At 71.9% G+C, this 24,446-nt stretch carries 18 protein-coding genes; 10 read left to right on the top strand and 8 right to left on the bottom strand.

Annotated elements, in window-relative coordinates; translation table 11 throughout:
* Positions 1 to 106: 106 nt before the first annotated feature.
* Positions 107 to 1,696, bottom strand: coding sequence for a galactarate dehydratase (garD, locus tag AC1Q7O_RS01730; protein WP_492662300.1), 1,590 nt, complete (start codon positions 1,694 to 1,696; stop codon positions 107 to 109).
* Between the two features lie 108 nt (positions 1,697 to 1,804).
* On the opposite strand from garD, the gene AC1Q7O_RS01725 reads away from it, so the two are divergent.
* The 6 genes from AC1Q7O_RS01725 to AC1Q7O_RS01700 all read left to right on the top strand — a co-directional run bounded on the left by AC1Q7O_RS01725 (position 1,805) and on the right by AC1Q7O_RS01700 (position 9,056).
* Complete coding sequence (locus tag AC1Q7O_RS01725; RefSeq protein ID WP_492662301.1) at positions 1,805 to 2,545, top strand: FadR/GntR family transcriptional regulator; 741 nt, start codon at positions 1,805 to 1,807, stop codon at positions 2,543 to 2,545.
* A gap of 249 nt (positions 2,546 to 2,794) precedes the next feature.
* Positions 2,795 to 3,706: a 5-dehydro-4-deoxyglucarate dehydratase gene (kdgD, locus tag AC1Q7O_RS01720; protein WP_492662302.1), complete on the top strand. Its 912-nt coding sequence runs from the start codon at positions 2,795 to 2,797 to the stop codon at positions 3,704 to 3,706.
* Positions 3,707 to 3,745: 39 nt separating this feature from the next.
* Positions 3,746 to 4,708, top strand: coding sequence for a Bug family tripartite tricarboxylate transporter substrate binding protein (locus tag AC1Q7O_RS01715; protein WP_492662303.1), 963 nt, complete (start codon positions 3,746 to 3,748; stop codon positions 4,706 to 4,708).
* Between the two features lie 118 nt (positions 4,709 to 4,826).
* The gene (gene gudD, locus AC1Q7O_RS01710) at positions 4,827 to 6,155 is read left to right on the top strand and encodes a glucarate dehydratase (protein ID WP_492662304.1); all 1,329 of its coding nucleotides are present in this window, start codon (positions 4,827 to 4,829) and stop codon (positions 6,153 to 6,155) included.
* A gap of 16 nt (positions 6,156 to 6,171) precedes the next feature.
* The gene (locus tag AC1Q7O_RS01705) at positions 6,172 to 7,611 is read left to right on the top strand and encodes an aldehyde dehydrogenase family protein (RefSeq protein WP_492662305.1); all 1,440 of its coding nucleotides are present in this window, start codon (positions 6,172 to 6,174) and stop codon (positions 7,609 to 7,611) included.
* 74 nt (positions 7,612 to 7,685) lie between these two features.
* On the top strand, positions 7,686 to 9,056 hold the full coding sequence (locus tag AC1Q7O_RS01700) for an MFS transporter (protein ID WP_492662306.1): 1,371 nt from the start codon (positions 7,686 to 7,688) through the stop codon (positions 9,054 to 9,056).
* Here the strand turns inward: AC1Q7O_RS01700 and AC1Q7O_RS01695 are convergent.
* Both AC1Q7O_RS01695 and pelA read right to left on the bottom strand, forming a co-directional pair.
* Complete coding sequence (locus AC1Q7O_RS01695; protein WP_492662307.1) at positions 9,040 to 10,881, bottom strand: sensor domain-containing diguanylate cyclase; 1,842 nt, start codon at positions 10,879 to 10,881, stop codon at positions 9,040 to 9,042. The two genes, AC1Q7O_RS01700 and AC1Q7O_RS01695, sit on opposite strands and share 17 nt — an antisense overlap.
* 37 nt (positions 10,882 to 10,918) lie before the next feature.
* Entirely contained in the window at positions 10,919 to 12,214 is a 1,296-nt protein-coding gene (gene pelA, locus AC1Q7O_RS01690) for a pectate lyase (RefSeq protein ID WP_492662308.1), read from the bottom strand.
* A 94-nt stretch (positions 12,215 to 12,308) separates the two neighbouring features.
* Here pelA and AC1Q7O_RS01685 point away from each other — a divergent pair, with 94 nt between their 5' ends.
* Together AC1Q7O_RS01685 and AC1Q7O_RS01680 are read left to right on the top strand one after the other, a co-directional pair.
* A complete protein-coding gene (locus AC1Q7O_RS01685) occupies positions 12,309 to 13,694 on the top strand; it encodes a metallophosphoesterase (protein WP_492662309.1) in 1,386 nt (461 codons plus the stop codon).
* Between the two features lie 187 nt (positions 13,695 to 13,881).
* A complete protein-coding gene (locus AC1Q7O_RS01680; RefSeq protein WP_492662310.1) occupies positions 13,882 to 15,315 on the top strand; it encodes a S41 family peptidase in 1,434 nt (477 codons plus the stop codon).
* A 591-nt stretch (positions 15,316 to 15,906) separates the two neighbouring features.
* On the opposite strand, the gene AC1Q7O_RS01675 is transcribed toward AC1Q7O_RS01680, so the two are convergent.
* A complete protein-coding gene (locus tag AC1Q7O_RS01675) occupies positions 15,907 to 17,073 on the bottom strand; it encodes an MFS transporter (protein ID WP_492662311.1) in 1,167 nt (388 codons plus the stop codon).
* Positions 17,074 to 17,146: 73 nt separating this feature from the next.
* Between AC1Q7O_RS01675 and AC1Q7O_RS01670 the strand changes: the two genes are divergently transcribed.
* Positions 17,147 to 18,061 (top strand): LysR family transcriptional regulator, encoded by a 915-nt coding sequence (locus AC1Q7O_RS01670; RefSeq protein ID WP_492662312.1) that lies wholly within the window; start codon positions 17,147 to 17,149, stop codon positions 18,059 to 18,061.
* 13 nt (positions 18,062 to 18,074) lie between these two features.
* Here the strand turns inward: AC1Q7O_RS01670 and AC1Q7O_RS01665 are convergent, their stop codons facing one another.
* The 4 genes from AC1Q7O_RS01665 to AC1Q7O_RS01650 are packed head-to-tail and all read right to left on the bottom strand — an operon-like array spanning position 18,075 to position 23,607.
* Complete coding sequence (locus AC1Q7O_RS01665) at positions 18,075 to 20,345, bottom strand: hypothetical protein (RefSeq protein WP_492662313.1); 2,271 nt, start codon at positions 20,343 to 20,345, stop codon at positions 18,075 to 18,077.
* Positions 20,345 to 21,283, bottom strand: a complete 939-nt coding sequence (locus tag AC1Q7O_RS01660) for a glycerophosphodiester phosphodiesterase (RefSeq protein WP_492662314.1) — start codon at positions 21,281 to 21,283, stop codon at positions 20,345 to 20,347. Before AC1Q7O_RS01660 ends, AC1Q7O_RS01665 begins: the two co-directional genes overlap by 1 nt.
* Positions 21,264 to 22,820 carry a hypothetical protein gene (locus AC1Q7O_RS01655; RefSeq protein WP_492662315.1) on the bottom strand — a complete coding sequence of 519 codons (1,557 nt, stop codon included), beginning with the start codon at positions 22,818 to 22,820 and terminating at the stop codon, positions 21,264 to 21,266. Before AC1Q7O_RS01655 ends, AC1Q7O_RS01660 begins: the two co-directional genes overlap by 20 nt.
* A 16-nt stretch (positions 22,821 to 22,836) precedes the next feature.
* Positions 22,837 to 23,607 (bottom strand): hypothetical protein, encoded by a 771-nt coding sequence (locus AC1Q7O_RS01650; RefSeq protein ID WP_492662316.1) that lies wholly within the window; start codon positions 23,605 to 23,607, stop codon positions 22,837 to 22,839.
* 67 nt (positions 23,608 to 23,674) lie between these two features.
* Between AC1Q7O_RS01650 and AC1Q7O_RS01645 the strand changes: the two genes are divergently transcribed.
* Complete coding sequence (locus tag AC1Q7O_RS01645) at positions 23,675 to 24,424, top strand: HesA/MoeB/ThiF family protein (protein WP_492662317.1); 750 nt, start codon at positions 23,675 to 23,677, stop codon at positions 24,422 to 24,424.
* The last annotated feature ends 22 nt before the right edge of the window (positions 24,425 to 24,446 follow it).

Genomic DNA, 24,446 nt, shown 5'->3' with positions numbered 1-24,446 from the left:
GCGTGCGCTCGTCGTTGCATTGCCGGGAGTCCCACCCGGCGGCGGGGCGGATTCCCGGCAATGCTGCGGCCAGCTGCTCGCTCCGCAAAAGCGTCACACAGGCAGCCTAGGTCACTGGCGCCGGGTTGAAGAGCACCAGCGCGTTGTGCAGCTTCCAGTGCTCGGCCCAGGTCTTCTTGCGGCCGCTGGCCACGTCCAGCAGCAGGCGGAACATGTCCCAGCCCGCCTCTTCGATCGTCATCTCGCCGTCGGCGATGCGGCCGGCGTTGATGTCCATCAGGTCGTGCCAGCGGCGCGCGAGGTCGCTGCGCGTGGCGACCTTGACGACCGGGCATTCGGCCAGGCCGTAGGGCGTGCCGCGGCCGGTCGTGAAGATGTGCAGGTTCATGCCGGCGGCCAGTTGCAGCGTGCCGCAGATGAAGTCGCTGGCCGGCGTGGCGGCGTAGACGAGGCCGCGCTGGTCGGGCCGCAGCTTGTCGCCGGGCGACAGCACATGGCTGATGGCCGAGCTGCCGCTCTTGATGATGGAACCCATCGCCTTCTCGGCGATGTTGCTCAGGCCACCGGCCTTGTTGCCGGGCGTCGTGTTGGCGGCGCGGTCGACGCGGCCACGGTCCAGGTAGCGGTCGTACCAGCCCAGCTCGCGGATGATGGCGTCGGCCACTTCCGCGCTGGCGGCGCGGCTGGTGAGCTGCTCCACCGCGTCGCGCACCTCGGTGTTCTCGCTGAACATGATGGTGGCGCCGGCACGCACCAGCAGGTCGGCGCAGAAACCGACGGCCGGGTTGGCCGTCACGCCGGAGAAGGCGTCGCTGCCACCGCACTGCACGCCGACCACCAGTTCGCTGGCCGGCACGGTCTCGCGGCGGCGGGTGTTCAGGCGTTCGAGGTGCGGCTTCGCGGTCCGCAGGATGTCGTCCAGCATGGACATGAAGCCGACGTGCGCGTCGTCCTGCAGGCAGACGGTCTCGGGGCCGGCGTCCGCGCCGCGCTCGTCGACGATGGGAAAAGACCCCGGCGGCAGCAGGCGGTTGGGCTGCAGCTTCTCGCAGCCCAGGCTGACCACCATGACCTCGCCACCGAAGTTGGGGTTCAGCGAGATGTTCTTCAGCGTGCGGATCGGGATGACGGCATCGGGCGCGTCGATGGCCACGCCGCAGCCGTAGCTGTGCTCCAGGCCGATGACGTCGTCAACGTTCGGGTACAGCGGCAGCAGCTCGGCCTTGATGCGCGCCACGGCCTGGGCGACGACGCCGGCCACGCACTGCACGGTGGTCGTGATGGCGAGGATGTTGCGCGTGCCGACCGAGCCGTCCTTGTTGCGGTAGCCCTCGAAGGTGTAGCCCTCCAGCGGCTCGGCGGCCGGTGGCTTCACGGTGGCGATGGGCAGGCCTTCCAGCGCGCGGGCCGACGGCATCTGCAGCAGGCGCTCGTGCACCCAGCTGCCGGCAGGGATGGCCTTGAGCGCATAGCCGATGGGCACGCCGTAGCGCAGCACCACGTCGCCCTCGGCGAAGTCCTTCAGCGCGACCTTGTGGCCTTGCGGTACCTTGTCGCGCAGCGCGAGGCCGGCGCCGGGCACGCCGGCGGGCAGCACCGTGCCTTCCGGCAGGCCGCCATCGTTGGCGACGATGGCGACGTTGTCCTCGTCGCGCATGCGGATGGTCAGCGGGGGGCGGGGGGAAACGGCAGTCATGTCCGGCGGCAGAGTGGCTAAAGTGCAGTGGTGTTGTACGTCGTCTAGTTGTCGTACAACTTACGTCACTTTAGACGCCCTGCTCGTTTCAAAACCTCGGGTTAACCCTTGAATCAAGTCCCTGGCCGCCGCCGGCCCCGCACGCTGGCCCTCGAACTCGTCGACTCCCTGGGCGACCGCATCCGCGCCGGCCAGCTGCAGACCGGCGACAAGCTGCCCACCGAGGCGGCCATCATGGAAGAGTTCGAGGTCAGCCGCACCGTCGTGCGCGAGGCCATCTCCAAGCTGCAGGCGGCGGGCCTCGTCGAGACGCGCCACGGCATCGGCACCTTCGTGCTGGGCCCGGGCGACGGGCCGTCGTTCAAGATCACGCCGGAGCAGTTCAGCACGCTGCAGGACGTCATCGCCGTGCTGGAGCTGCGCATCGGGCTGGAGACCGAGGCCGCCGGTCTGGCCGCCCAGCGCCGCAGCGAGGCCAACCTCATCGCGCTGCGCAAGGCGCTGGACGCGGTGATTGCGGCCGTCGAATCGGGGCTGGACTCGGTGGCTGCCGATTTCCAGTTCCACCTGGAGATCGCCCGCGCGACGCAGAACAGCCACTTCGCCGACCTGATGGCGACGCTGGGCGCACAGATCATTCCGCGCGCCCGGCTGGAGCCTGCCGCCGAGATGAGCGCCGAGCGCCAGGCCTATATGCGCCGCGTGAACACCGAGCACGAGAACATCCTGGACGCGATCACGAACCAGGACGCCGAATCGGCCCGCGCGGCGATGCGCACCCACCTCAGCAACAGCCGCGAACGCCGCCGGCGCGCAACGGAAGCCCCTCGCCCGGTCTCGCCCCGCTGAACGCTGGCGAGCCCAGCCGGTCCCCCAAGGGGACGGCGATGCTCGCGGCATTGAGCCGCAAGCACATCGCCCAACGCGGGCCGGCTTGGGAGCGGCCCGGCGCCCGGCCCGCAAAGAAACGCGAATTGCGGGTTTTCCCCAATCATTGTGGATTTGATCCAAGTTGTACGATGACCTACAACTTAAACAGTCGGCGCCGACCGGCCGTCGAGCCTTCCTTCAACGCACACCCCACACGGAGACCCGCCCATGTCGCCCCAAGAACTCAAAGCCGTCCTCGAAGCCGGCCTGCTGTCCTTCCCGCTGACCGACTTCGACGCCCAGCTCAACTTCGCGCCCAAGGCCTATGCCGACCGCCTGGAGTGGCTGCAGCCCTACGGCGCGTCCGCGCTGTTCGCGGCCGGCGGCACGGGTGAGTTCTTCTCGCTGGAGCCGGGCGAATACAGCGACGTCATCAAGGTGGCGCTGGACACCTGCCGCGGCCGCACGCCCATCCTCGCCGGCGCCGGCGGTGGCACGCGCGTCGCCATCCAGTACGCGCAGGAGGCCGAGCGCCTGGGCGCGCAAGGCGTGCTGCTGCTGCCCCACTACCTGACCGAAGCCAGCCAGGAAGGCCTGATCGCCCACGTCGAGGCCGTCTGCAAGAGCGTCAAGTTCGGCGTCGTCGTCTACAACCGCGGCGCCTGCAAGCTGACGCCGCAATCGCTGCAGGTGCTGGCCGACCGCTGCCCCAACCTGATCGGCTTCAAGGACGGCCTGGGCGACATCGAGAAGTTCGTCGCCATCCGCCAGACGCTGGGCAACCGCTTCGCCTACCTGGGCGGCCTGCCCACGGCCGAAGTGTTCGCCGGTGCCTACAAGGCCATGGGCTGCCCGGTCTACTCGTCGGCCGTCTTCAACTTCATCCCCAAGACGGCGATGGCGTTCTACAACGCGCACGCGGCGGGCGACACCGCCACCTGCGACCGCCTGATCCGCGACTTCTTCCTGCCCTACCTGGCCATCCGCAACAAGGGCGAGGGCTACGCCGTGTCCATCGTGAAGGCCGGTGCCACGCTGGTGGGCCACAGCGCCGGGCCGGTGCGCCCGCCGCTGAGCGACCTGCTGCCGGCCGAAGTCGACGCGCTCGGCGCGCTGATCGCCAAGCTGGGTCCGCAGTAAGGTTCTCGTCCCATAACGACACCACCAGGAGACAAGACGATGAAGCGACTGCTGACCTCCGTGCTGCTGAGCCTCGCTGCCACGGGTGCCGTGCTGGCCCAGGCTTGGCCGGCCAAACCCGTGACGCTGCTGGTGCCCTTCCCGCCCGGCGGCTCCACCGATGCCATCGCCCGGCTGCTGAGCGTCAAGCTGCAGGAGAAGCTCGGCGGCAGCTTCGTCGTCGACAACCGCGGTGGCGCCGGCGGCACCATCGGCACCACGGCGGTCAAGCGTGCGCCCGCCGACGGCTACACCGTGCTCGTCACGTCGCTGGGCCCGCTGGTCATCGGCCCGCACCTGCTGAAGAACCTGGCCTACGACCCGACCAAGGACCTGGACTACGTCACCGTCGCCGTGCAGGCGCCCAACGTGCTGGTGGTGCCCGCCGCGTCGCCGCACAAGACGATGGCCGAGGTGCTGGCCTTCCTGAAAGCCAACCCCGAAAAGATGAGCTTCGGCTCCAGCGGCAACGGCAGCAGCGACCACATCACCGCCGAACTCTTCTGGCAGCAGACCGGCACCTCGGGCCTGCACATTCCCTACAAGGGCGGCGGCCCCGTGATGACCGACCTGCTGGGCAACCAGGTGGACGCCAGCTTCATGAACATCAACACCGCGCTGCCGCAGATCAAGGCCGGCAAGCTGCGAGCGCTTGGCATCACGAGTGCCAAGCGCTCGCCGGTGCAACCCGACGTGCCGACGATGGACGAGCTGGGCATCAAGGGCCTGCAGGTCTACTCGTGGCAGGCCGTGGCAGCGCCCAAGGGCCTGCCGGCGGACATCAAGGGCAAGCTGCACGCGGCCATCGTCGCCACGCTGAACGCGGCCGACGTGAAGCCCAAGCTCGTCGAACAGGGCTTCGAGATCGTCGCCAACACGCCCGAGCAGTTCACCGCCTTCCAGCACGCCGAGTTCGAGCGCTGGAAGAAAGTGATCACGGACCGCAAGATCACCGCAGACTGATTGAGCCCACCCCCGAGGCGCTCACGCGCCTCCCCCTCAAGGGGGCGCACCCGATGGCCTGGCAAAGCCAGTTCCATGGGTGCCACTTGGTGGGGCACACCATCTTTGAAGTACTGATATGACCTCGACCCCCGTCATCAAAGAGCTGCGTGTCATCCCGGTCGCCGGGCGTGACGGCATGCTGCTCAACCTCAGCGGCGCGCATGCGCCCTTCTTCACGCGCAACCTGCTGATCCTGACCGACAGCGCGGGCAACACCGGCGTCGGCGAGGTGCCCGGCGGCGAGAAGATCCGCCAGACGCTGGAGGACGCGCGCAGCCTCGTCGTCGGCCAGCCCATCGGCGCCCACCAGGGCCTGCTGCAGAAGATCCAGCAGACCTTCGCCGACCGCGACGCCGGCGGCCGCGGCCTGCAGACCTTCGACCTGCGCACCACCATCCACGCCGTCACGGCCATCGAGTCGGCGCTGCTGGACCTGCTGGGCAAGCACCTGGACGTGCCGGTCGCGGCGCTGCTCGGCGAAGGCCAGCAGCGCGAGTCGGTCGAGATGCTGGGCTATCTGTTCTACGTCGGCGACCGCAAGAAAACCGACCTGCCCTATCACTCCGAGCCCGGCGCCGACAACGACTGGTTCCGCCTGCGCCACGAGGTCGCGCTGACACCCGAGGCCATCGTCAAGCTCGCCGAGGCCGCGCGCGAGCGCTATGGCTTCAACGACTTCAAGTTGAAGGGCGGCGTGCTGCGCGGCGACGAGGAGGTCGAGGCCGTCCGCGCGCTGCACGAGCGCTTCCCCGACGCCCGCGTGACGCTGGACCCCAACGGCGGCTGGCTGCTGAAGGACGCGATCCGCCTGGGCCAGCAGATGCGCGGCATCGTCGCCTACGCCGAAGACCCCTGCGGCGCCGAAGACGGCTTCTCGGGCCGCGAGGTGATGGCCGAGTTCCGCCGCGCCACCGGCCTGCCGACGGCCACCAACATGGTCGCCACCGACTGGCGCCAGCTGACGCACGCGCTGTCGCTGCAGAGCGTGGACATCCCGCTGGCCGACCCGCATTTCTGGACCATGGCCGGCTCGGTCCGCGTGGCGCAGACCTGCCGCGACTGGGGCCTGACCTGGGGCAGCCATTCGAACAACCACTTCGACGTGTCGCTGGCCATGTTCACGCACGTCGGCGCCGCCGCGCCGGGCAAGGTCACGGCCATCGACACGCACTGGATCTGGCAGGACGGCCAGCGGCTGACCAAGGAGCCGCTGCAGATCGTTGGCGGCCATGTGGCCGTGCCGAAGAAGCCGGGCCTGGGCATCGAGCTGGACATGGTGGAAGTCGAAAAGGCGCACGCGCTCTACAAGCAATACGGCCTGGGCGCGCGCGACGACGCGATCGCGATGCAATACCTGATCCCTGGCTGGACCTTCAACCCCAAGCGGCCCGCCCTGGACCGTTGAACTGAAAGCAGCACCGATGTTCAAGAACCTCATCAACGGCGAATGGCTCGACGGCACCGCCGTCTCGCGCAACATCAACCCGTCCGACACGCGCGACCTGATCGGCGAATACGCGCAGGCCGACGCGGCCCAGGCCGACCTCGCCATCACCGCCGCCGCGGCTGCGTTCCCGGCCTGGAGCCTGTCGACGCCGCAGCAGCGCTTCGACATCCTCGACGCCGTCGGCACCGAGATCCTGGCCCGCCGTGCCGAGCTGGGCGACCTGCTGGCCCGCGAGGAAGGCAAGACGCTGCCCGAGGCCATCGGCGAAGTGGTCCGCGCCGGCAACATCTTCAAGTTCTTCGCCGGCGAGGCGCTGCGCCCCGGCGGCGAGACCATGCCCTCCGTGCGCCCCGGCGTCGGCGTGGAAGTCACGCGTGAAGCGGTCGGCGTCGTCGGCCTCATCACGCCGTGGAACTTCCCCATCGCCATCCCCGCGTGGAAGATCGCGCCGGCGCTGGCCTGGGGCAACTGCGTCGTCTTCAAGCCGGCCGACCTCGTGCCGGGCTCAGCCTGGGCGCTGGCCGAGATCCTGTCGCGCGCGGGCCTGCCGGCCGGCGTGTTCAACCTCGTCATGGGCCGCGGCTCGGTCGTCGGCGAGAAGCTGCTGCACGACCCGCGCGTGGCGGCCATCAGCTTCACCGGCTCGGTCGCCACCGGCCAGAAGGTCGCCGCCGCCGCCGTCGCGCGCATGGCCAAGTTCCAGCTGGAGATGGGCGGCAAGAACCCGATGATCGTGCTGGACGATGCCGACCTGGGCGTCGCGGTGAATGCGGCCGTCAACAGCGGCTTCTTCTCGACGGGCCAGCGCTGCACGGCCTCGTCGCGCCTCATCGTCACCGACGGCATCCATGACCGCTTCATCGCCGCGATGGTCGAGAAGATGAAGGCGCTGAAGGTCGACGACGCCCGCAAGGCCGGCACCGACATCGGCCCCGTCGTCGACGCCAGCCAGCTCGGCCAGGACACCGACTACATCGGCATCGCCAAGAGCGAAGGCGGCAAGCTGGCGCAAGGCGGTGAGCGCATCGAGCACAACGCCGACGGCGCGCCGGGCTTCTACCTGACGCCGGCGCTCATCACCGACACGACACCCGAGATGCGCATCAACCGCGAGGAAGTGTTCGGCCCGGTCGTCAGCGTGCTGCGCGCCCGCGACTACGAGCACGCGCTGCAGCTCTCCAACGACACGCCGTTCGGCCTGGCCGCCGGCATCGCCACCACGTCTTTGAAGCACGCCACGCACTTCAAGCGCCACTCGCAGGCCGGCATGGTGATGGTCAACCTGCCGACGGCGGGCGTGGACTATCACGTGCCCTTCGGCGGCCGCAAGGGCAGCAGCTACGGCCCGCGCGAGCAGGGCCGCTACGCCGCCGAGTTCTACACGACGGTCAAGACGGCCTACACGCAAGCCTAGTCGGCAGGCCTGACACCCCCACTCAGCGCAAGCGCCCGGCCAGAGGCGCAGCCGCTGCATTGCCCGGAGACTCCATGAACACCACCACCGCCTCGCTGGCGCAAGCAGCCAGCCACAGCGCCACCCGCACGAGGAAGCGCTTCGGCATCCTCGCGATGCTCTTCGTCGTCACGACGATCAACTACGCCGACCGCGCCACGCTGTCCATCGCCGGTCCGGCGCTGTCCAAGGAGCTGGGCATCGACGCCGTGACGATGGGCTACATCTTCTCGGCGTTCGGCTGGTCCTACGTCATCGCGCAGCTGCCCGGCGGCTGGCTGCTGGACCGCTTCGGCTCCAAGCTGGTCTACGCGTGCAGCATCTGCCTGTGGTCCGTCTTCACGCTGCTGCAGGGCGGCATCAGCTTCATCACGGCCAACGTGGGCCTGGCGGTCGTCACGCTGTTCGCGCTGCGCTTCCTCGTCGGCGCAGCGGAGGCGCCGTCCTTCCCGGCCAACGGCCGCATCGTCGCGAGCTGGTTCCCGGCCGCCGAGCGCGGCACCGCCTCGGCCATCTTCAACTCGGCGCAGTACTTCGCCACCGTGCTGTTCGCGCCGCTGATGGGCTGGATCACGCACAGCCACGGCTGGCCGGCGGTGTTCGTCGTCATGGGCCTGCTGGGCGTCGCGCTCAGCATCGTGTGGATGAAGACCATCTACACGCCACGCACCCATCCCGGCGTCAACCAGGCCGAGCTGGATTACCTCGCCGCCGGCGGCGCGCTGGTCAACATGGACCAGCCCGGCAACCAGAGCCGCAGCTTCGCGCCCAACACGCCGAAGCTCGGCTACATCAAGCAACTGCTGGGCAACCGCATGCTGCTGGGCGTCTACGTGGGCCAGTACTGCATCACGACGCTGACCTACTTCTTCCTGACCTGGTTCCCCGTCTACCTCGTCAAGGAGCGCGGCATGTCCATCCTCAGCGCCGGCTTCGTGGCCGCGCTGCCGGCCATCTGCGGCTTTGCCGGCGGCGTGCTGGGCGGGCTGATCTCCGACGGCCTGCTGCGCCGTGGCAAGAGCCTCACCTTCGCGCGCAAGACCCCCATCGTCATCGGCATGCTGCTGAGCACCAGCATGATCCTGTGCAACTACGTCGACAGCTCCATCGTCGTCGTCGCCATCATGTCGCTGGCCTTCTTCGGCAAGGGCCTGGGCGCGCTGGGCTGGGCCGTCGTGTCGGACACGTCGCCGCGCGAGATCTCGGGCCTGTCGGGCGCGCTGTTCAACACCTTCGGCAACACCGCCGGCATCACGACGCCCATCGTCATCGGCTACCTCATCAAGGGCACCGGCTCGTTCAACGCGGCACTCGTGTTCGTGGCCGCCAACGCACTGGTGGCCGTGTGCTGCTACCTGTTCGTCGTCGGCGACATCAAGCGCTTCGAACTCAGGTCGGCGAGCTGAACTCGATGCGGTGCTTGCCGGCCCGCTTGGCGGCGTACATGGCCTCGTCGGCGCGGGCCATCAGCTCGTCGGCCTGACGGCCGTCGTCGGGCCACAGCGCCACGCCCACGCTGGCGCCCACCGCGCAGTGGCCGCCGCCCGGCAGTTCGAACGGCGCCTCCAGCGACTGCAGCATGCGCGCCAGCACCGGCTCCACGTCGTCGCGCCGGTTCACGCCGCCCAGCACGATGACGAACTCGTCGCCGCCCAGCCGCGCGGCCAGGTCCTCGACGCGGATGCCCCGGGCAATGCGGCGGGCGATCTCGCGCAGCAGCGCGTCGCCGGCCTCGTGGCCCAGCTCGTCGTTGATGGCCTTGAAGCCGTCCAGATCGATGAAGGCCACGGCCAGCTTGCTGCCGGCCTGGCGCGCCTGGCGGATCGCGCCGGCGATGGCCGGCTCCAGCCGGCTGCGGTTGGGCAGGCCGGTCAGCGCGTCGTGGCCGGCGCGGTGCTGCGCGTCGGCCTCGCTGGCCTTCACGCGCGAGATGTCCACCATGACCCACATGGACTCGCCGTTGGGCAGCCGCACGCCGCTGAGGTCCACCCACACCAGGCTGCCGTCGTGGCGGCGCATCTGCACCTCGGTGCGGTACTGCCGGCCTTCGGTCAGCTCGGCGTAGGCCTGGCCGACGCGCCGGTAGTCGGCCTCGTCGGCATAGACCTCGCGCGTGGGCCGCCCGATCATCTCGCCCGGCGCGCAGCCCAGCATGCGCGCCAGCGCGCGGTTGTGCCAGACGGTGCGGCGGTCCGCGGCCTTGGCGATGCCGACGATCTCGTTGTCCAGCATGGCCTGCTGCTCGGCGGCCAGCTGGGCCGACGCCGCCTGGGCGCGCAGCAGGTCGCGCTGGCGCAGCAGCACCATGCCCGACAGCGTCGCCATCATCAGCCCCAGCAGCGTGCTCAGCAGCCCCAGCTGCACGGCCTCCCGCCGCCAGGGGCGGTAGAAGTCCTCGGTGTCCAGGCCCACCAGCACCGTCAGCGGGCGGCCCGCCACGCGCTGGTAGGCCGACGCGCGCTCCACGCCGTCCAGCGCCGTGCGCGTGACGTAGAAGCCGCTCTCGCGGCGGTGGGTCAGCACGTCGGCCAGCTCGGCCGAGACCTGGCTGCCGCCGATGCCGGCCAGCCGGTCGGTGGCGCCCGGCACGTAGCGGGCCACGAGGTTGAGCCCGTCGGTGCGCAGTGCCACCGCGCCGCGCGTGCCGCGGGCCACGGCCTCGAAGCGGTCGATGAAATGCTCGGCCGACAGCACCGCGTACACCAGCCCCCGGAAGCGCCCGTCGCTGCCGCGCCAGGCGCGTGCCAGCGCCAGGCTCCAGCGGCCGGTGACACGGCTCATCAACGGCTCCGACAGCGCCAGCACGTCCGGCCGCTCGCGAGCCTGGTTGAAATAGGGCCGGTCGCCGACCGACACCGGCGCGGCCGTGTCGCTGGTCAGCACGCGGCCGTCGGCGTCGGTGATGCGGATGCCGTCCACCTCGGGCAGCAGCAGGCGCCAGCCATCGATGATGGTGCGCGCCGCGCCGGCATCCAGCGGGCCGTCGGGTTGCAGGCGGTCCAGCTCCTGGATGATGGACGCCAGCGTGCTGTCGATCTGGCGGATCTCGGCGCCCACGTTCTGGCTGACCGAGCGCGCCAGGTTCTCGACCGACTGACGCGCCCGCGCCGTGTGGGCCTCGCGGCTGCTGCGCATCGCCAGCAGCGTGGTGCCGGCCAGCAGGGCCAGCACGATCAGGTTGCCTGCGATCAGCAGGCGCTGGAACTGGCGGAACGTTCGCTGAACGGACATGGAAAACGCAGCAGGGGGCTGGTTTCCATGTTACGGCCTAGGGTTGCCGGCTCCAGGTCGCGGCCCAGGCGTCGTAGACCGCCAGCGTGCCCGCAGGCCAGGCGCCCCACCAGGCATAGCCGCGGCGGCGCTCGGGGCTGATGTCGTGCACGTCGTCGTGCAGCGTCTTGTCGCGGTCGCCGAACACGGGCTTGAGCGTCGCCGCGTCGTAGTAGCGCGACCACAGCGGCCCGGCGCCCGGCTGCTCGACGAGCCGCTTGCCCTGCACCGCGTCCACCATGACCCAGGCGCGGTCCCGCACCGCCAGCCGCTTCAGCATCGCGATGCCGCCGTTCACCGCCTCCACGATGGCCGGCGTGGGCCGCGGGATGCTCATCAGATAGGCCAGCACGCGGCCACTCTCGCCGCTGCTCATCGCGGGCGGCTCGTAGTTGCGCGCCGAGGCCGGCGCCAGCGTCAGCGCGTCGTGCTGCTGGGCCCACAGCGCCGGCTTGCCGTCGACGCGCATCTGCATCGCCAGCAGCAGCTGCACGGCCTTCGCCTCGGCCGCGGCCAGCTCGGCGCGCAGCGCGGCCGGCAGGAAGGCGAAGTCCGCCTCGCCGCGCGCCGCCACGCCCGCCAGCTCGGCCACGTCCACCATCGCGTTGTCGTTCAGCGTGATGGTGTCGTGGTAGCCGCCCTGCAGCGGCCACACCTGCGGCCAGCCGCCGTTGGGGAACTGTGCCGCCAGCAGGTAGCGCAGGCCGCGCTCGGCGGCCTGGCGGTAGGCGGCGCCGGCGTCGCCGGGGTGGGCCGCCGCCATGCGGGCCAGGAAGCGGATCTCCGTGGTCGTCGCGTCGTTGTCGATGGTGCCCACGTAGCTCCACGCGTCGGGCTTGTCGAAGTCGCCCGGCACCGGCGCCTTGGGGTTGCTGTCGGCCACCCAGTGCTGGCCGGGCTGGCGCGGCGCCGTGTTGCGCGGCTGGTTCTTGCCCCAGCCGCCGGCGGGCGTCTGGAAGCTCAGGATGTTGCGGGCCACGGCCCGGGCCTCGTCGCCGGCATACCAGCCGGCCGGCTTGTCCAGCGGCATGGTCGCCGCGCCGTTGCCGCTGGCGGCAGGCGGCGGCAGCTGGGCCAGGCCGCGGCGCTCCGCGGCCAGCGCGGCGCGGTCGGCGGCGCGCTGCGCGCCGGAGCGGGCCAGGTAGTCGGCCCAGGCGCCCCGCTCGGCGGCCGGCAGCGCGGCCACACGCTCGGCCGTCAGCGGCTGGGCCGGCGGGATGGTGCCGATCTGCGCGGCGAACACCGACGACGACAGGACCAGGGCGAGCAGGGCAAGGCGGGGGGCAGCGGACATGGCGGGCGGCAAAGTTGGCGTCGGCCGGCAATCTACCGGCACGGCGGTGCCGCCAGGGCGCTAATCTTGCGCCGCTCACACAGTTGATCGACACATGACTCATCGCGCGCGTTTCACCCTGCTCGCCTCGCTGCTGGTGATCGCCGGCTGCGCCGCGCCGCCGCTGCCGCCGGCAGCGCCGCCCCCGCCGCCGGTGGGGCTGCAGCAGGCCTGGGTGCAGGCGGTGGCCGGCCCCGGCTGGGCCGTGCGCGCGCTGACCGGCGAGGCCTGCCCCACGCTGAGCTGGGACGGCGGCAGCGCCGCGATGACCGAGCGCAGCGCGCCCGCCGAGTTGCCCCCGCCCCCCGGCAACAAGCAGCCGCTGGGCAAACCGACGAGCTTCACGCTGCGCGCCTGCGAGGCCCCCTGGCCGGACGGCGCCGCCAGCGTGCAGGTGGGCGGCATCACGCTGCGCGCGCCCGCGGCCGAACTGCGCCGCATCGTCGTCATGGGCGACACCGGCTGCCGGCTGAAGGCGTCGGAGCGCGACTTCCAGGCCTGCAACGACGCCTTCCGCTGGCCCTTCCCGCGCGTGCTGGCGCGAGCGCTGGCGCTGCAGCCCGACCTCGTCATCCACGTCGGTGACTACCACTACCGCGAAAGCCCCTGCCCCGCCGGCATGGCCGGCTGCGCGAACAGCCCCTGGGGCTACGGCGACGACGCCTGGCAGGCCGACTTCTTCGCGCCCGCCCAGGCCCTGCTGGCCGCGGCGCCGTGGGTGTTCGTGCGCGGCAACCACGAGGCCTGCGCACGCGCCGGCCAGGGCTGGCTGCGCTATCTGGACGCCCAGCCCGGCGCGGCCCGCGCGTGCGAGCCCGCCGCGGCCGGCGGCGTCAACGCCGGCGACTTCACGGCCCCGTTCGCCGTGCCGCTGTCGCCGCGCAGCCAGCTCATCGTGTTCGACTCCGCCGAGGTCGGCAGCGCCGCCCCGCCGCCGGCGTCGGCCGCCTGGGCGCAGTGGCGCCGGCAGCTGGACGACGTCACCCAGCTCGCCGCGCAGCGCGCGCAGAGCCTGTTCCTCAGCCACCACCCCAGCCTGGCCTTCAACCCCAGCCCCACCGGTCGACCGGGCCTCGTCCGCTCCGGCCTCACGCCGCTGCTGCAGGACGCCTTCGGCCCCCGGCTGCTGCCGCCGGGCGTGCAGGCCACGCTGCATGGCCACCTGCACATCCACCAGGCGCTGGGCTTCGCGTCCAACCACCCGGCCAGCCTGGTGATCGGCAACGGCGGGTCGGCCGCCTCCGGCCGCATCGACGCCGCCGCGGCGCTCGCGATGGAGCCGCTGCGGGGGGCGCGGCCGGAGACCTTCCACACCCACACCGACTTCGGCTTCACGCTGCTCAGCGCCACACCGCAGGGCTGGCGGCTGCAGGCCTACGACACGCTGGGCCAGCCGCTGTCCACCTGCGCGCTGGCGGGGCAGAAGCTGCGCTGCTGGTGAGCCCGCGGCGGGCTGACTTCCGGCACCTCCGGATGCACTCGTAACGCCCGCGCAATCCGTCACTGCGGCCTTGAATTGAAGGGTTTCTGTCGGGTAAATCGCTGATCGATTGCAACCCCCAGGGCTACACTCGGCCCCACCTGTCAAGCTGTTTCGACAGGATCATGTTGATAGAGGACTCGGCTTCATGAGCTCCAAATTGAAAGTTGCGGGTTGGGTTGCCCTCGGTGCCGTCGCAGGCGCCCTCACCACGATGCAGCTGCAGGCCAATGCGCGCAGCAGCCTCTCCCCGCTACCGCTGGACGAAATGCAGCAGCTCGCGGCCGTCTTCGGCCTCGTGAAGGCGGAATACGTCGAGCAGGTCGACGAGAAGAAGCTCATCAACGACGCCATCGGCGGCATGGTGGCCGGCCTGGACCCGCACTCCCAGTTCTTCGACAAGAAGAGCTTCAAGGAATTCCGCGAGGGCACATCCGGCAAGTTCGTCGGCGTGGGCATCGAGATCGGCATGGAAGACGGCCTGGTCAAGATCGTCTCGCCCATCGAAGGCTCGCCCGCGTTCCGCGCCGGCCTGAAGAGCGGCGACCTGATCAGCCGCATCGATGACGCCGCCGTGCGCGGCCTGGGCATCGACCAGGCCGTCAAGAAGATGCGCGGTGACCCGGCCACCAAGGTCAGCTTGACGATCTACCGCAAGTCCGAGAACCGCACCTTCCCGGTGACCATCGTCCGCGAGGAGATCAAGGTCCAGAGCGTGCGCGCCAAGGTCGTCGAGCCCGGCTACGCCTGGCTGCGCGTCAGCCAGTTCCAGGACCGCACGGTCGACGACTTCGCGAAGAAGCTCGAAGAGATCTACAAGCAGGAGCCCAACCTCAAGGGCCTGGTGCTGGACCTGCGCAACGACCCGGGCGGCCTGCTGGACGGCGCCGTCGCCATCTCGGCGGCCTTCCTGCCCAAGGGCGTGGAAGTCGTGTCGACCAACGGCCAGATCCCCGAGTCCAAGGCCAGCTACAAGGCCGACCCCGAGGACTACCGCCGCCGCGGCGGTGACGACCCGATCAAGCGCCTGCCCGCCGCGCTGAAGAACGTGCCGCTGGTGGTGCTGGTGAACGAAGGCTCGGCCAGCGCCAGCGAGATCGTGGCCGGCGCGCTGCAGGACCACAAGCGCGCCACCGTCATGGGTGCGCAGACCTTCGGCAAGGGCTCGGTGCAGACCATCCGCCAGCTGAGCCCGGAGACGGCGCTCAAGATCACGACGGCGCGCTACTACACGCCCAGCGGCCGCTCCATCCAGGCCAAGGGCATCGTGCCCGACGTGCAGCTGGACGAGACCGCCGAGGGCAATGTCTTCGCCGCGCTGCGCATGCGCGAGGCCGACCTTGAGAAGCACCTGAACAACGGCCCCGAAGACAACGAGGCGCGCCAAAAGGCCCGCGAGGAAGCCCGCCAGAAGCTGGAGGCCGAGTACGCCAAGCGCGCCGAGCCGCCCAAGCCGCTGCCGGAGTTCGGCTCGGCCGAGGACTTCCCGCTGATGCAGGCGCTGAACAAGCTCAAGGGCCAGCCGGTCATCGCCTCCAAGGCACCGCTGGAGCGCAAGGCGGAAGCCAAGACGACCGAGTAGGTCGAGGTAGTACTCCGAGTTTGAATACGGGCCTCCATGTGAGGCCCGTTTTTCGTTGGGGTTGGATGCTTTTGCGAGCGTCCTTCTGACCCGGCGCAGTGCCGCGGGAATCCGCCCCGCGAGGGCGGGATGACTCGCTCGCAAAGCTCGAACCGGACCACACCCCGACGCGAACCGCTGCGCTCTCGCCCACCACTTGTCCCGAGCAACACAACTAGGACCTTCGCGCCGCTCAAGTCGCGGCTGCACGCCGACGCCGACCCGCCGGAATACCGAACAACCGCGCCGCTCGGGCGGCGCTGCATGGGGCTGTTCTGGTGAGCACGGCGTGCAGCCGCGCGTCGAACGGACCGCCAGTGCGATGGATGGCGCTCGCCACAAGTCAGACGCGAGAGCGCAGCGGCTCGCTTCGTCCCGCCGTACAGATGGGTGTTTTCGCGCGCCGCTGCTGGCGGCGTCGCGCTCGTGTGCGGTTCAGGGCCTCTTCTTTGGTGACTTTCTTCTGGCCCCGCAGAAGAAAGTTACCCCGCCGCCAGGCGGGACTCCCGGCAATGCAGCGAGCAGCAGAACTGCCAGCGAAACGTCCACGGCTCAGCGCCGCCGAGCCACCGCCAAGGCCCCTACCGCCGCCACGGCCCCCAGCACCGGCACCGCCCGCCAGCCCACCTGGGCCAGCAGCACCGACCCCAGCGCCGCGCCCGCCGCCATGCCGACGAACATCACGCTGACCAGCACCGCGTTGAGCCGGCTGCGCGATGCCGCATCCAGTGCGTAGACCACGCTCTGGTGCGACACCAGCGCTGCCTGCACGCCCAGGTCGAACACCACCGCCACAGACACCAGCAGCCACAGCGACGCCGGCGCCACCGCCTGCACCGCGAACGCAACGAACACCAGCAGCGCGCCCACGCGGATGACCGCCTGCGGCCCGCGCCGGTCCGCCAGCCCGCCGGCCAGCGGCGCGATCAGCGCACCCGCCGCGCCCGCCAGCCCGAATGCGCCGGCCACGGCGCTGCCCTGGCCGAACTCCGGCCCCGCCAGCACCAGCGCCAGCGTCGACCAGAACGCGCTGAACGCGACCGACAGCAGCCCCTGCGCCAGCGCCGCACGCCGCAGCGGCGGGTGCTTCATCCACAGCCCGGCCATCGACGCGATCAGCGAGCCGTAACCCGCCTGCGAGGCCGGCACGAAGCGCGGCAGGCTGCGCCACAGCAGCGGGATCAGCAGCGCCACCGCCACGGCGGCCACGCCGTAGACCGCGCGCCAGCCCGCCAGTGCCGCCACGCCGCCGGCCGCCACGCGCGACAGCAGGATGCCCAGCAGCAGCCCCGTCATGACCTGCCCCACCCGCTTGCCGCGCTCCGCCTCGGGCGCCAGCGTCGCCGCGGCGGGCACCAGGTCCTGCGCCAGCGTGGCCATCAGGCCGATGGCGATGCTGGCGGCGCACAGCGTCGCGAACCCCGGCGCCACGGCCGCGAAGGCCAGCGCGGCGACCAGGCCCGAGGCCTTCAGCACGATGATGCGGCGCCGGTCGTAGCGGTCGCCCAGCGGCGACAGCAACAGGATGGCCAGGCCGTAGCCCAGCTGCGTCAGCGTGGGCAGCAGGCCGATGGCGGCGCTGCCCACGCCGAACTGCGCGGCCAGCAGCCCCAGCAGCGGCTGCACGTAGTAGATGGACGCGACGGCCAGGCCGGTGGCCGTGGCGAGCAGCACGGTCAGCGTGCCGCTGAGGGGGGTGATCTGAGGGGTGGACTTCATGGGTGCGCAGTGTGGCGAGCCGGCCATCTCCCTGCTAGACGCAGAGCCCGACTGACTGTCATACGCTGCACGCATGAACACCACGTCCGTTGATCGCCTGCTGCTCATGCAGACCTTCATCCGCATCGTCGAGGCCGGCAGCCTGTCGGCCGCGGCGCGCCAGCTAGGCACGACGCAGCCCACCGTCAGCCGGCGGCTGCAGGCGCTGGAGCGCCAGTTCGGCCAGCCGCTGGTGCAGCGCTCCACGCATGCACTGCGGCTGACCGAGACCGGCGAGCGCGCCTACGCGCGCGCCAAGGCGCTGGCCGTCGAATGGGAGTGCTTCGAGCAGTCGCTGCGCGCCGAGCCGGCGCGGCCCGAGGGCCTGCTGCGCGTGCAGGTGCCGCATGCGTTCGGCCAGGAGCACCTCGTCGGCCCGCTGGTGCGCGCGCTGAAGGACGCGCCGGGCCTGCGCGTGGACTGGCTGCTGAACGATGCCGCACCCAACTTCATCGAGCAGGGGCTGGACTGCGCGATCCGCGTCGGCGGCACGGCCGAGGGCGCCGTCGTTGCCATCCCGCTGGCACGCGTGCCACGCGTGCTGGTGGCCGCGCCCGAACTGGTGGCCGGCCGGCGCATCGACGAACCCGACGCGCTGGCCGGGCTGCCGTGGATCGCGATCTCCACGTTCTACCGCCACGAGCTGCCGCTGGAGCGCGACGACGGCGTGCGCCAGCGCCTGGCCATCCGCCCCGTGCTGGCGACGGACAGCCTCTACGCCACGCGCGAGGCGGCGCGGCAGGGGCTGGGCGCAGCGCTGCTGTCGGGCTGGTCGGTACAGCAGGACATCGCCGAGGGCCGACTCGTGCAGCTGCTGCCGCGCTGGCGTGGCACGCCGCTGCCGGTGCACCTGCTCTACCCCAACCCGCCGGCGCCACCGGCGCGGCTGCGCTACTTCATCGAGGCGATGCGGCGCAGCATGAGCGAGCCGCTGTGGCCCGACGCGTAGGCGCCCGCCGCGGCTAAGGCTTCAGCCCCGCCGCCGCGGCCTGCTGCAGCCAGCGCCGGGCGGCGGACGGGTCGCGCCGCAGGCCGTCGCCGGACTCCAGCCGCTGGCCCAGCAGCAACGCCGCATTCGCGTGCCCCAGCTGCGCGGCCTGGGCCAGCGCCTGCTGCGCGCGGCGCGGGTCGTGCAGCGGGCTGCCCGGCATCAGGTAGATGCGCGCCTCCCAGTAACGGGCCTCGACGAGGCCGGCGTCGGCCGCGCGGCCCAGGTCGGCCGCCGCGGCGCGGATGGCGTCGGGCAGGGCCTCCTGGTTCAGCACCTGCACCGCGTGCGCGGCGCGCCAGAGGTTGTCGCCCGACGCGCCCGGGCGCGCGCGCTCCAGCCACTCGCCAGCCGCGGCCACGTCCTTGCCCACGCCGCCCGCGCCCAGCAGCAGCCGCCAGGCCAGCACCAGCTGGGCCCGCGTGTCGCCCGCCTCGGCGCGTGCCAGCAGCGCCGGCTGCGCCGGGTACTGGCGCAGCCGGAAGTCCGGCGTGGCCTGGCGCCCCCACTGGGCCAGCTGCCCCTGCACGGCCGCCGTGTCGCGCTGCTGGCGCTGGTGATCGCCCACGTAGGGCAGCCAGGGCACGAGCTGCGCCGCGCCGATGGCGGCCACGGCACCCGCCGTCACCATGCCCACCCGCCAGCGCCTGACGCTGCCGTTGGCACGCAGCTGGGCCACCAGCCGGCGGCCGTAGTCGCCCTCGAACGGCCGGCGGATGCGCCGCTGCGTCAGCCACTCCAGCCCGAACCAGGCCAGCACGCCACCGCCCAGCGCCACGCCCGCCGCCGCCCACGGGTTGGACAGCGGCCAGCCCAGCGCAAACATCGCCGCCGCGGCCAGCGCCACCAGGCCCAGCAGGTAGGCCGACGGCTCCATCAGCTCGGAGGCATACACCTTGGCCACGGCCTGGCGCAGCGCCTGCGTGGCACGGGTGACGTAGTCGGCATCGACCATGCCCGCGAACTGGCGCTCCACGGCCTGGGCCGCCTGCTCCGGCGTGCTGCCGGCGTCGCCCATGCGCTCGCCCAGCAGCAGGTTCAGCTCGGAGCGCAGGAAGTCGCCGAGGTGGTCCAGCAGCCCGTTGCCGCGCTGGCGCCGCCAGCCCGAGGCGGCCGCCACGGCCTGCTCCAGCGCCACGAGGTCGTCGGCCAGCAGCCGCGACGCGATGTTCTCGAAGCTGAAGATGCGCGTCTGCGGGCCGAAGCCGTGGATGACGAACGACTCCTGCCCGGCGCGCAGCGTGCCGCGGTGCACGTCCAGCCGCAGTTCGTGCGTGCTGCGCACGCCGGCGCCCGCCACCTGGTGGCGCACGCGCAGCAGCGCGCCCAGCGCGGGCAGGTCCGCCAGCGGCACGCGCTGCAGCACCAGCGCGCGCAACGCGGCATCGGCCGTGTCGATGGTCAGCGTCTCCTCGCGCTCGGCCCGGGCCGCGAGGGTGCCGCGGCGGTGCTGGATGCCGGTCGCGCGGCAGGCGTCGCAGTCCACCCGGCCGGTCGCACGGCAGGTGTTGCACGGGTTGTGGCCGCGGCCGAAGCACCCCGAGCAGCTGACCTTGCCGTCGTACTCGCAGTAGTGGCAGGTGGTGGTGCCGCTGGCGTTGCAGGTCAGGCAGCTGCGGTGGATGGTGTCGGTGACCGACACCCAGCTGCTGCGCGACGCGTCCCACACCTGGCGCGTCTCGTAGTCGTTCCATTGCCCGCGCCCGCTGCAGTTGATGCAGTTCTGCCGCTTGCGCCCGTGGCAGTAGTGGCAGTTCACGCGGCCGTCGCCGGAACAGGTGTTGCAGCGCAGCTGGCCCTGGCCGTGGCAGGCGCCGCAGGTGACCTGGCAGCTGCCGCCGCAGGTGGTGCAGCGGTGCTCGTGCCCGACGGCGCCCGGGCTTGTCAGGAAGCCGGCGGCACCGGGCAGCAGACGCCGGTAGCTGCCGGTGTCGGCCTCGGCCCAGCGCTGCAGCGCCTGCGGCGCCTGCTGGCGGGCCGTGGCCAGCCAGGCCTGCAGCGTCTGGTCCACCGCGGCCTCGCCCGCCAGCTTCTGCGTGCCGGCCGGCAGCGCGCCGGGGCCGCGCTGGATGTCGATGGCGAACGTGACGTCCTGGTCCGACGTCAGCGTCAGCGGCACGGCCAGCGCCTGCTCGGGCGCCTCCTCGACGAGGTCCGCCGTGCCGAAGCGCGTGACCGGCTCCAGATGAGCGCCCACCTGGGCGCGGACGCGGCCGATGCCGGCGGGCGTGGAGGTGCTGTCCATCAGGGTTGGCCGAGTTGGTCGCAGAAGGCGGCGGGCGTGCCGTCGATGATGGCGCCCGTGGGCAGCAGGCCGCTGCCGCGGGCCTGGCGCCGCAGCGCCGACGCGTGCTCGCGGTCCGGCCCGAGGTGGTAGGTGAACACCGGCACGCCCAGCGCCAGCGCATCGGCCAGCAGGGCCGGGTTGGCGCCCAGCGTGTTGATGTCCACGTGCACGCCCACCGGGGTACCCACCTCCTGCTGCAGGCGCTGCAGCCAGGCGCGGTCGAGCACCGGCGGCTTGACGCGCTGGGCCAGCGCCTGGGCGCGTGCGGGCGCCTCGCGCGCCAGGGCCTGCGGGTCCAGCACGATCAGGCCCAGGTAGCCCTGCCGGTCGGCGCGGCGCACGCACTGCAGCACGCGGCGGTCGATGGCGGTGAGGAACCAGCGCCCGTCGGGCCGGCTGCGGCTCAGGCCCTGGGCGGCGCCTTCGGCGGCCTGGCAGCTCAGGTTGAGCTGCTTGAGCTCGATGTTGAGCACCTTGTCGTCGCGCGCGGGCAGCTGGGCCGTGAGGTCGGCCAGGAAGGGCGCGGCCTCGGCCACCAGGCGGCCCTGGCGGTCCTTCATGCGCACCTCGCGCCACGCCTCGGGCGCCAGCTCGGTGGTGGCGCGGCCCTGCAGGCTGGTGGTGCGGCCGAGCTTCAGGTCGTGGTGCAGCACCCACTGGCCGTCGCGCAACTGCTGCACGTCGATCTCGGCGCCATCCCAGGCGCCGTCCCAGGCCTGCTGGACGGCGCTCAGCGAGTTCTCGGGGCCGCCCGGCGCGCCGCGGTGCGCGTGCAGCTGCAGGCCGTGGCAGCCGGCCCAGGCCGGCGCGGCCGGGGCCGCGAGCAGCGCCGCGGCCAACAGCGCCGTCAGCAGCGGGGAAGGCCGGCGGGCGGCGTCAGCGGGAAGGTGGTTCATAGCCGAAATCGAAGTTGTGCAACACGTGGGTGCGAACCCACTCATTGACCGGATAGCCCAGGCCCTGGCCCACGGCCACCCAGTGCAGCCCCGTCAGCAGCGCGCGGGCCTGGGCGCGGCCGGCGGTGTCGTCCCCGGCGCCGTGCAGCACCTGGGCGTGCATGTAGCCGTACAGCCGGCTGTCGGTCACCGCATTGCTGGCCAGCGACAGCCCGGCCGCGCTCGCCGCCAGCAGCCCCACCGGCACCAGCCACAGCCGGCGCAGCCCGCGCCAGGCCGGCACGGCGCCCGTCACCAGCCGCAGCAGCAGGTACACCAGCTTGGCCAGGTGGCCGATGGCGCCCAGCAGCGAGAAGAACAGCGCCACCGGCGGCACGATGACGGCGCGCGCCGCGTCCTCGCCCTTCTGGAAGTGCGCACCGCCGGGCTCGAACGCCTTCACCGGCGCCTCGTAGGCGGCCAGCTCGCGCTGGGCCACCTCGCGCACCAGCGGCTGCACGACGCCTTTCTCGAACAGCTCGGCGCTGCCGTAGGCCGGCAGCAGCGTCACGCGCGCCGGCAGCTGCAGCCGCTTGCGCAGTTCCGCCTGCACGCCGGCATGGCCGAAGAAGGCCTCCCAGCCCAGGCCCGGCGGCACGGGCTGGCCGCCGACGACCAGCCGGCCCGCGGCCTGGCCGGCCTGCCGGCGCACCTGCGTGGCCACGGCCTCGCGGAAGCCCGCCTCGTCGCCCAGCTGCCAGTCGGCCGGCACCGGCACCCGCGCGCGCACCTTCTGCAGCACGTTGCGGCGCGCCATGCCCGGCACGGTGGACGGCGTCCAGCCGCGCTTGCCGAGGTCGGCGAGGTAGTCGTTCCAGGCCTCGTCCTGGCGCCTGGGGATCTCGGCCTCCAGGTCCACCGGGCCGGGCGCGCGGCGGTAGCGCTCGTACTGCTCGCGCAGCTGGGCCACCGCCTGCTCGTACTGGCGGTACACGCCCTGCGCCTGGCCCAGGCGCCCCAGCACGCCGCGCGAGATCAGCTCCAGCTTGACGTCGCGCACCTTGTCGTCCAGCCGCTCCACCGACACCGCCATGGCCGGAAACAGCGCCAGGAAGGCCTTGCCCTCCGGGCGGGCGAACAGGCCGGGGTCGTCGTCCAGCCCGTCGAGCTGCACCTGCCCGTTCACCAACGCCCGCTGCACGAGCACGATGGTGAGGCTGGTACGGCGCATCTGCGCGTCGCTGCGCGCCACCAGGTGGTCCACCAGCAGCTGCAGCGAGCCGTACACCAGCCCGGCGCTGAGCAGGCACCAGAACAGCATCGCCATCGCGCTGGGCGTGCGCCGGCCGGAGCGGGCCCGCGCGCCCAGCAGCAGCTGCAGCAGCACCAGCGCCACGGCGATGCCGGACAGGCCGCGGCCGAAGATTTCGATGTGGTGCACCTCGGCCGGGCTGGCCGAGCCGCCCACCACGTCCAGCAGGCGCGCGTTGAAGGCCAGCTCGCAGCACAGGTACAGCGCCGTGAGCAGCGCCACGGCCAGCGTCTGTCGGTAGGTCATGCCCGGGCTCCCTGGCTCACTTGTCCAGCACGATGCGGATGGGCTTCTGCTCCTGGCTCGTGAACACCGGTGCCGGCGCGGGCCTGGGTGCCGGCGCCGGTGCGGCGGCCGGCGCGGGGCGCGCCGTGGCGGCGGGGCGATCGGGCGCCGCGGGCGCGGCAGCGCCGAGCAGCGGCGCGGCGCTCACCGGCAGGCCCGGCACGTAGCGCGGGCCGCCCGGCGGCGGCGAACTGCCTTGCGCCTGGGTCTGGGCCTGGGCCGGCGGCGCGGCCGGCTCCGCCGGCAGCGTGAAGTCGCCACGCAGCAGGCGGCCGTCCTTGTAGGTGAAACGCGTGACGCGGCGACCCTGCACGTGGTCGAAGGTCGCCTCGTCGGCGCCGAAGCGCATCTCCGGCTGCGTGCGGCAGTCGCCGAAGTCCCAGCTCAAGGCCTCGCCGCCCTGGATGGCGAACAGCTGCGTCTTGTACGGGCAGCCGTTCGTGCCCTTCTCGACGACCAGCAGCGTGCGCCCGCCGACCGCCTCGGCGGCCAGCACCTTGGCCACCTGCGCCTGCTCGACCGCCAGCACCTTGAAATGCCGCTGCAGCTTGATCGTGTAGCGCCCGTTGAACAGCCGCAGCCGCCCCTCGCCGCCGTCGGCCAGCTTGAAGCTGCCGACCGTCTGGCCCAGCAGCTCCGCCTCGTCCAGGCCCACCGTCATCGGCCGGCCCGCCTGGCCGCCCTGCACCGCGCAACCCGCCAGCACCACTGCCGCCGCCAGCACGGCCGCGTACTTTCCGATCACCATGGACCTCTCCCTGCACTGTTCTTTTCGGCCGCGTTTGTACCGCAGAGGCGGCGCTATCCTGCCGCCCATGAACGACGACGACCTGCTGCGCTACTCGCGCCACCTGCTGCTCGACGAGATCGGCATCGAGGGTCAGCAGCGGCTGCTGGACGCCAGCGCCCTGGTCATCGGTGCCGGCGGGCTGGGCTCGCCGGTGGCGCTGTACCTCGCGTCGGCCGGCGTGGGCCGCATCACGCTGGTGGACCACGACACCGTGTCGCTGACCAACCTGCAACGCCAGATCGCGCACGACATGGGCAGCCTGAACCGGCTCAAGGTCGAGTCCGCCGCGGCGCGCATGGCGGCGCTGAACCCGGCCGTGCAGGTGCGCGCGCTCAGCGAGAAGGCCGACGCCGCGCTGCTGGACGCCGAAGTGCCCAGCGTGGACGTCGTCATCGACTGCACCGACAACTTCGCCACCCGCCACCTCGTCAACGCAGCCTGCGTGCGACACGGCCGGCCGCTCGTCTCCGGCGCGGCCATCGGCTTCGACGGCCAGATCAGCGTCTACGACAGCCGCTCGGGCGAGCACCCCTGCTACGCCTGCCTGTTCCCGCCCGAGTCCGGCTTCGAGGACGCGGCCTGCTCGACGATGGGCGTGTTCGCGCCGCTGGTGGGCATCGTCGGCAGCGTGCAGGCGGCCGAGGCGCTCAAAGTCCTGGCCGGCATCGGCGAGCCGCTGCGCGGGCGGCTGCTGATGCTGGACGGCCGGCGCATGCAGTGGAGCGAGATCGCGATGCAGCGCGACCCGCAGTGCAGCGTCTGCGGCGCTGGATGAAATCCCGCGGCAGCCTTGTTTT

It is taken from the genome of Roseateles sp. GW823-FHT07B05, from assembly GCF_058794515.1.
Note: the sequence above shows the minus strand (reverse complement) of the source record. Positions and strands in the feature narration are given on the sequence as shown.

Coding starts and splice junctions, on each gene's coding strand:
- garD (WP_492662300.1), bottom strand. CDS start 1,696: ATGACTGCCGTTTCCCCCCGCCCCCCGCTGACCATCCGCATGCGCGAC.
- kdgD (WP_492662302.1), top strand. CDS start 2,795: ATGTCGCCCCAAGAACTCAAAGCCGTCCTCGAAGCCGGCCTGCTGTCC.
- AC1Q7O_RS01715 (WP_492662303.1), top strand. CDS start 3,746: ATGAAGCGACTGCTGACCTCCGTGCTGCTGAGCCTCGCTGCCACGGGT.
- gudD (WP_492662304.1), top strand. CDS start 4,827: ATGACCTCGACCCCCGTCATCAAAGAGCTGCGTGTCATCCCGGTCGCC.
- AC1Q7O_RS01705 (WP_492662305.1), top strand. CDS start 6,172: ATGTTCAAGAACCTCATCAACGGCGAATGGCTCGACGGCACCGCCGTC.
- AC1Q7O_RS01700 (WP_492662306.1), top strand. CDS start 7,686: ATGAACACCACCACCGCCTCGCTGGCGCAAGCAGCCAGCCACAGCGCC.
- AC1Q7O_RS01695 (WP_492662307.1), bottom strand. CDS start 10,881: ATGTCCGTTCAGCGAACGTTCCGCCAGTTCCAGCGCCTGCTGATCGCA.
- pelA (WP_492662308.1), bottom strand. CDS start 12,214: ATGTCCGCTGCCCCCCGCCTTGCCCTGCTCGCCCTGGTCCTGTCGTCG.
- AC1Q7O_RS01685 (WP_492662309.1), top strand. CDS start 12,309: ATGACTCATCGCGCGCGTTTCACCCTGCTCGCCTCGCTGCTGGTGATC.
- AC1Q7O_RS01680 (WP_492662310.1), top strand. CDS start 13,882: ATGAGCTCCAAATTGAAAGTTGCGGGTTGGGTTGCCCTCGGTGCCGTC.
- AC1Q7O_RS01675 (WP_492662311.1), bottom strand. CDS start 17,073: ATGAAGTCCACCCCTCAGATCACCCCCCTCAGCGGCACGCTGACCGTG.
- AC1Q7O_RS01670 (WP_492662312.1), top strand. CDS start 17,147: ATGAACACCACGTCCGTTGATCGCCTGCTGCTCATGCAGACCTTCATC.
- AC1Q7O_RS01665 (WP_492662313.1), bottom strand. CDS start 20,345: ATGGACAGCACCTCCACGCCCGCCGGCATCGGCCGCGTCCGCGCCCAG.
- AC1Q7O_RS01660 (WP_492662314.1), bottom strand. CDS start 21,283: ATGAACCACCTTCCCGCTGACGCCGCCCGCCGGCCTTCCCCGCTGCTG.
- AC1Q7O_RS01655 (WP_492662315.1), bottom strand. CDS start 22,820: ATGACCTACCGACAGACGCTGGCCGTGGCGCTGCTCACGGCGCTGTAC.
- AC1Q7O_RS01650 (WP_492662316.1), bottom strand. CDS start 23,607: ATGGTGATCGGAAAGTACGCGGCCGTGCTGGCGGCGGCAGTGGTGCTG.
- AC1Q7O_RS01645 (WP_492662317.1), top strand. CDS start 23,675: ATGAACGACGACGACCTGCTGCGCTACTCGCGCCACCTGCTGCTCGAC.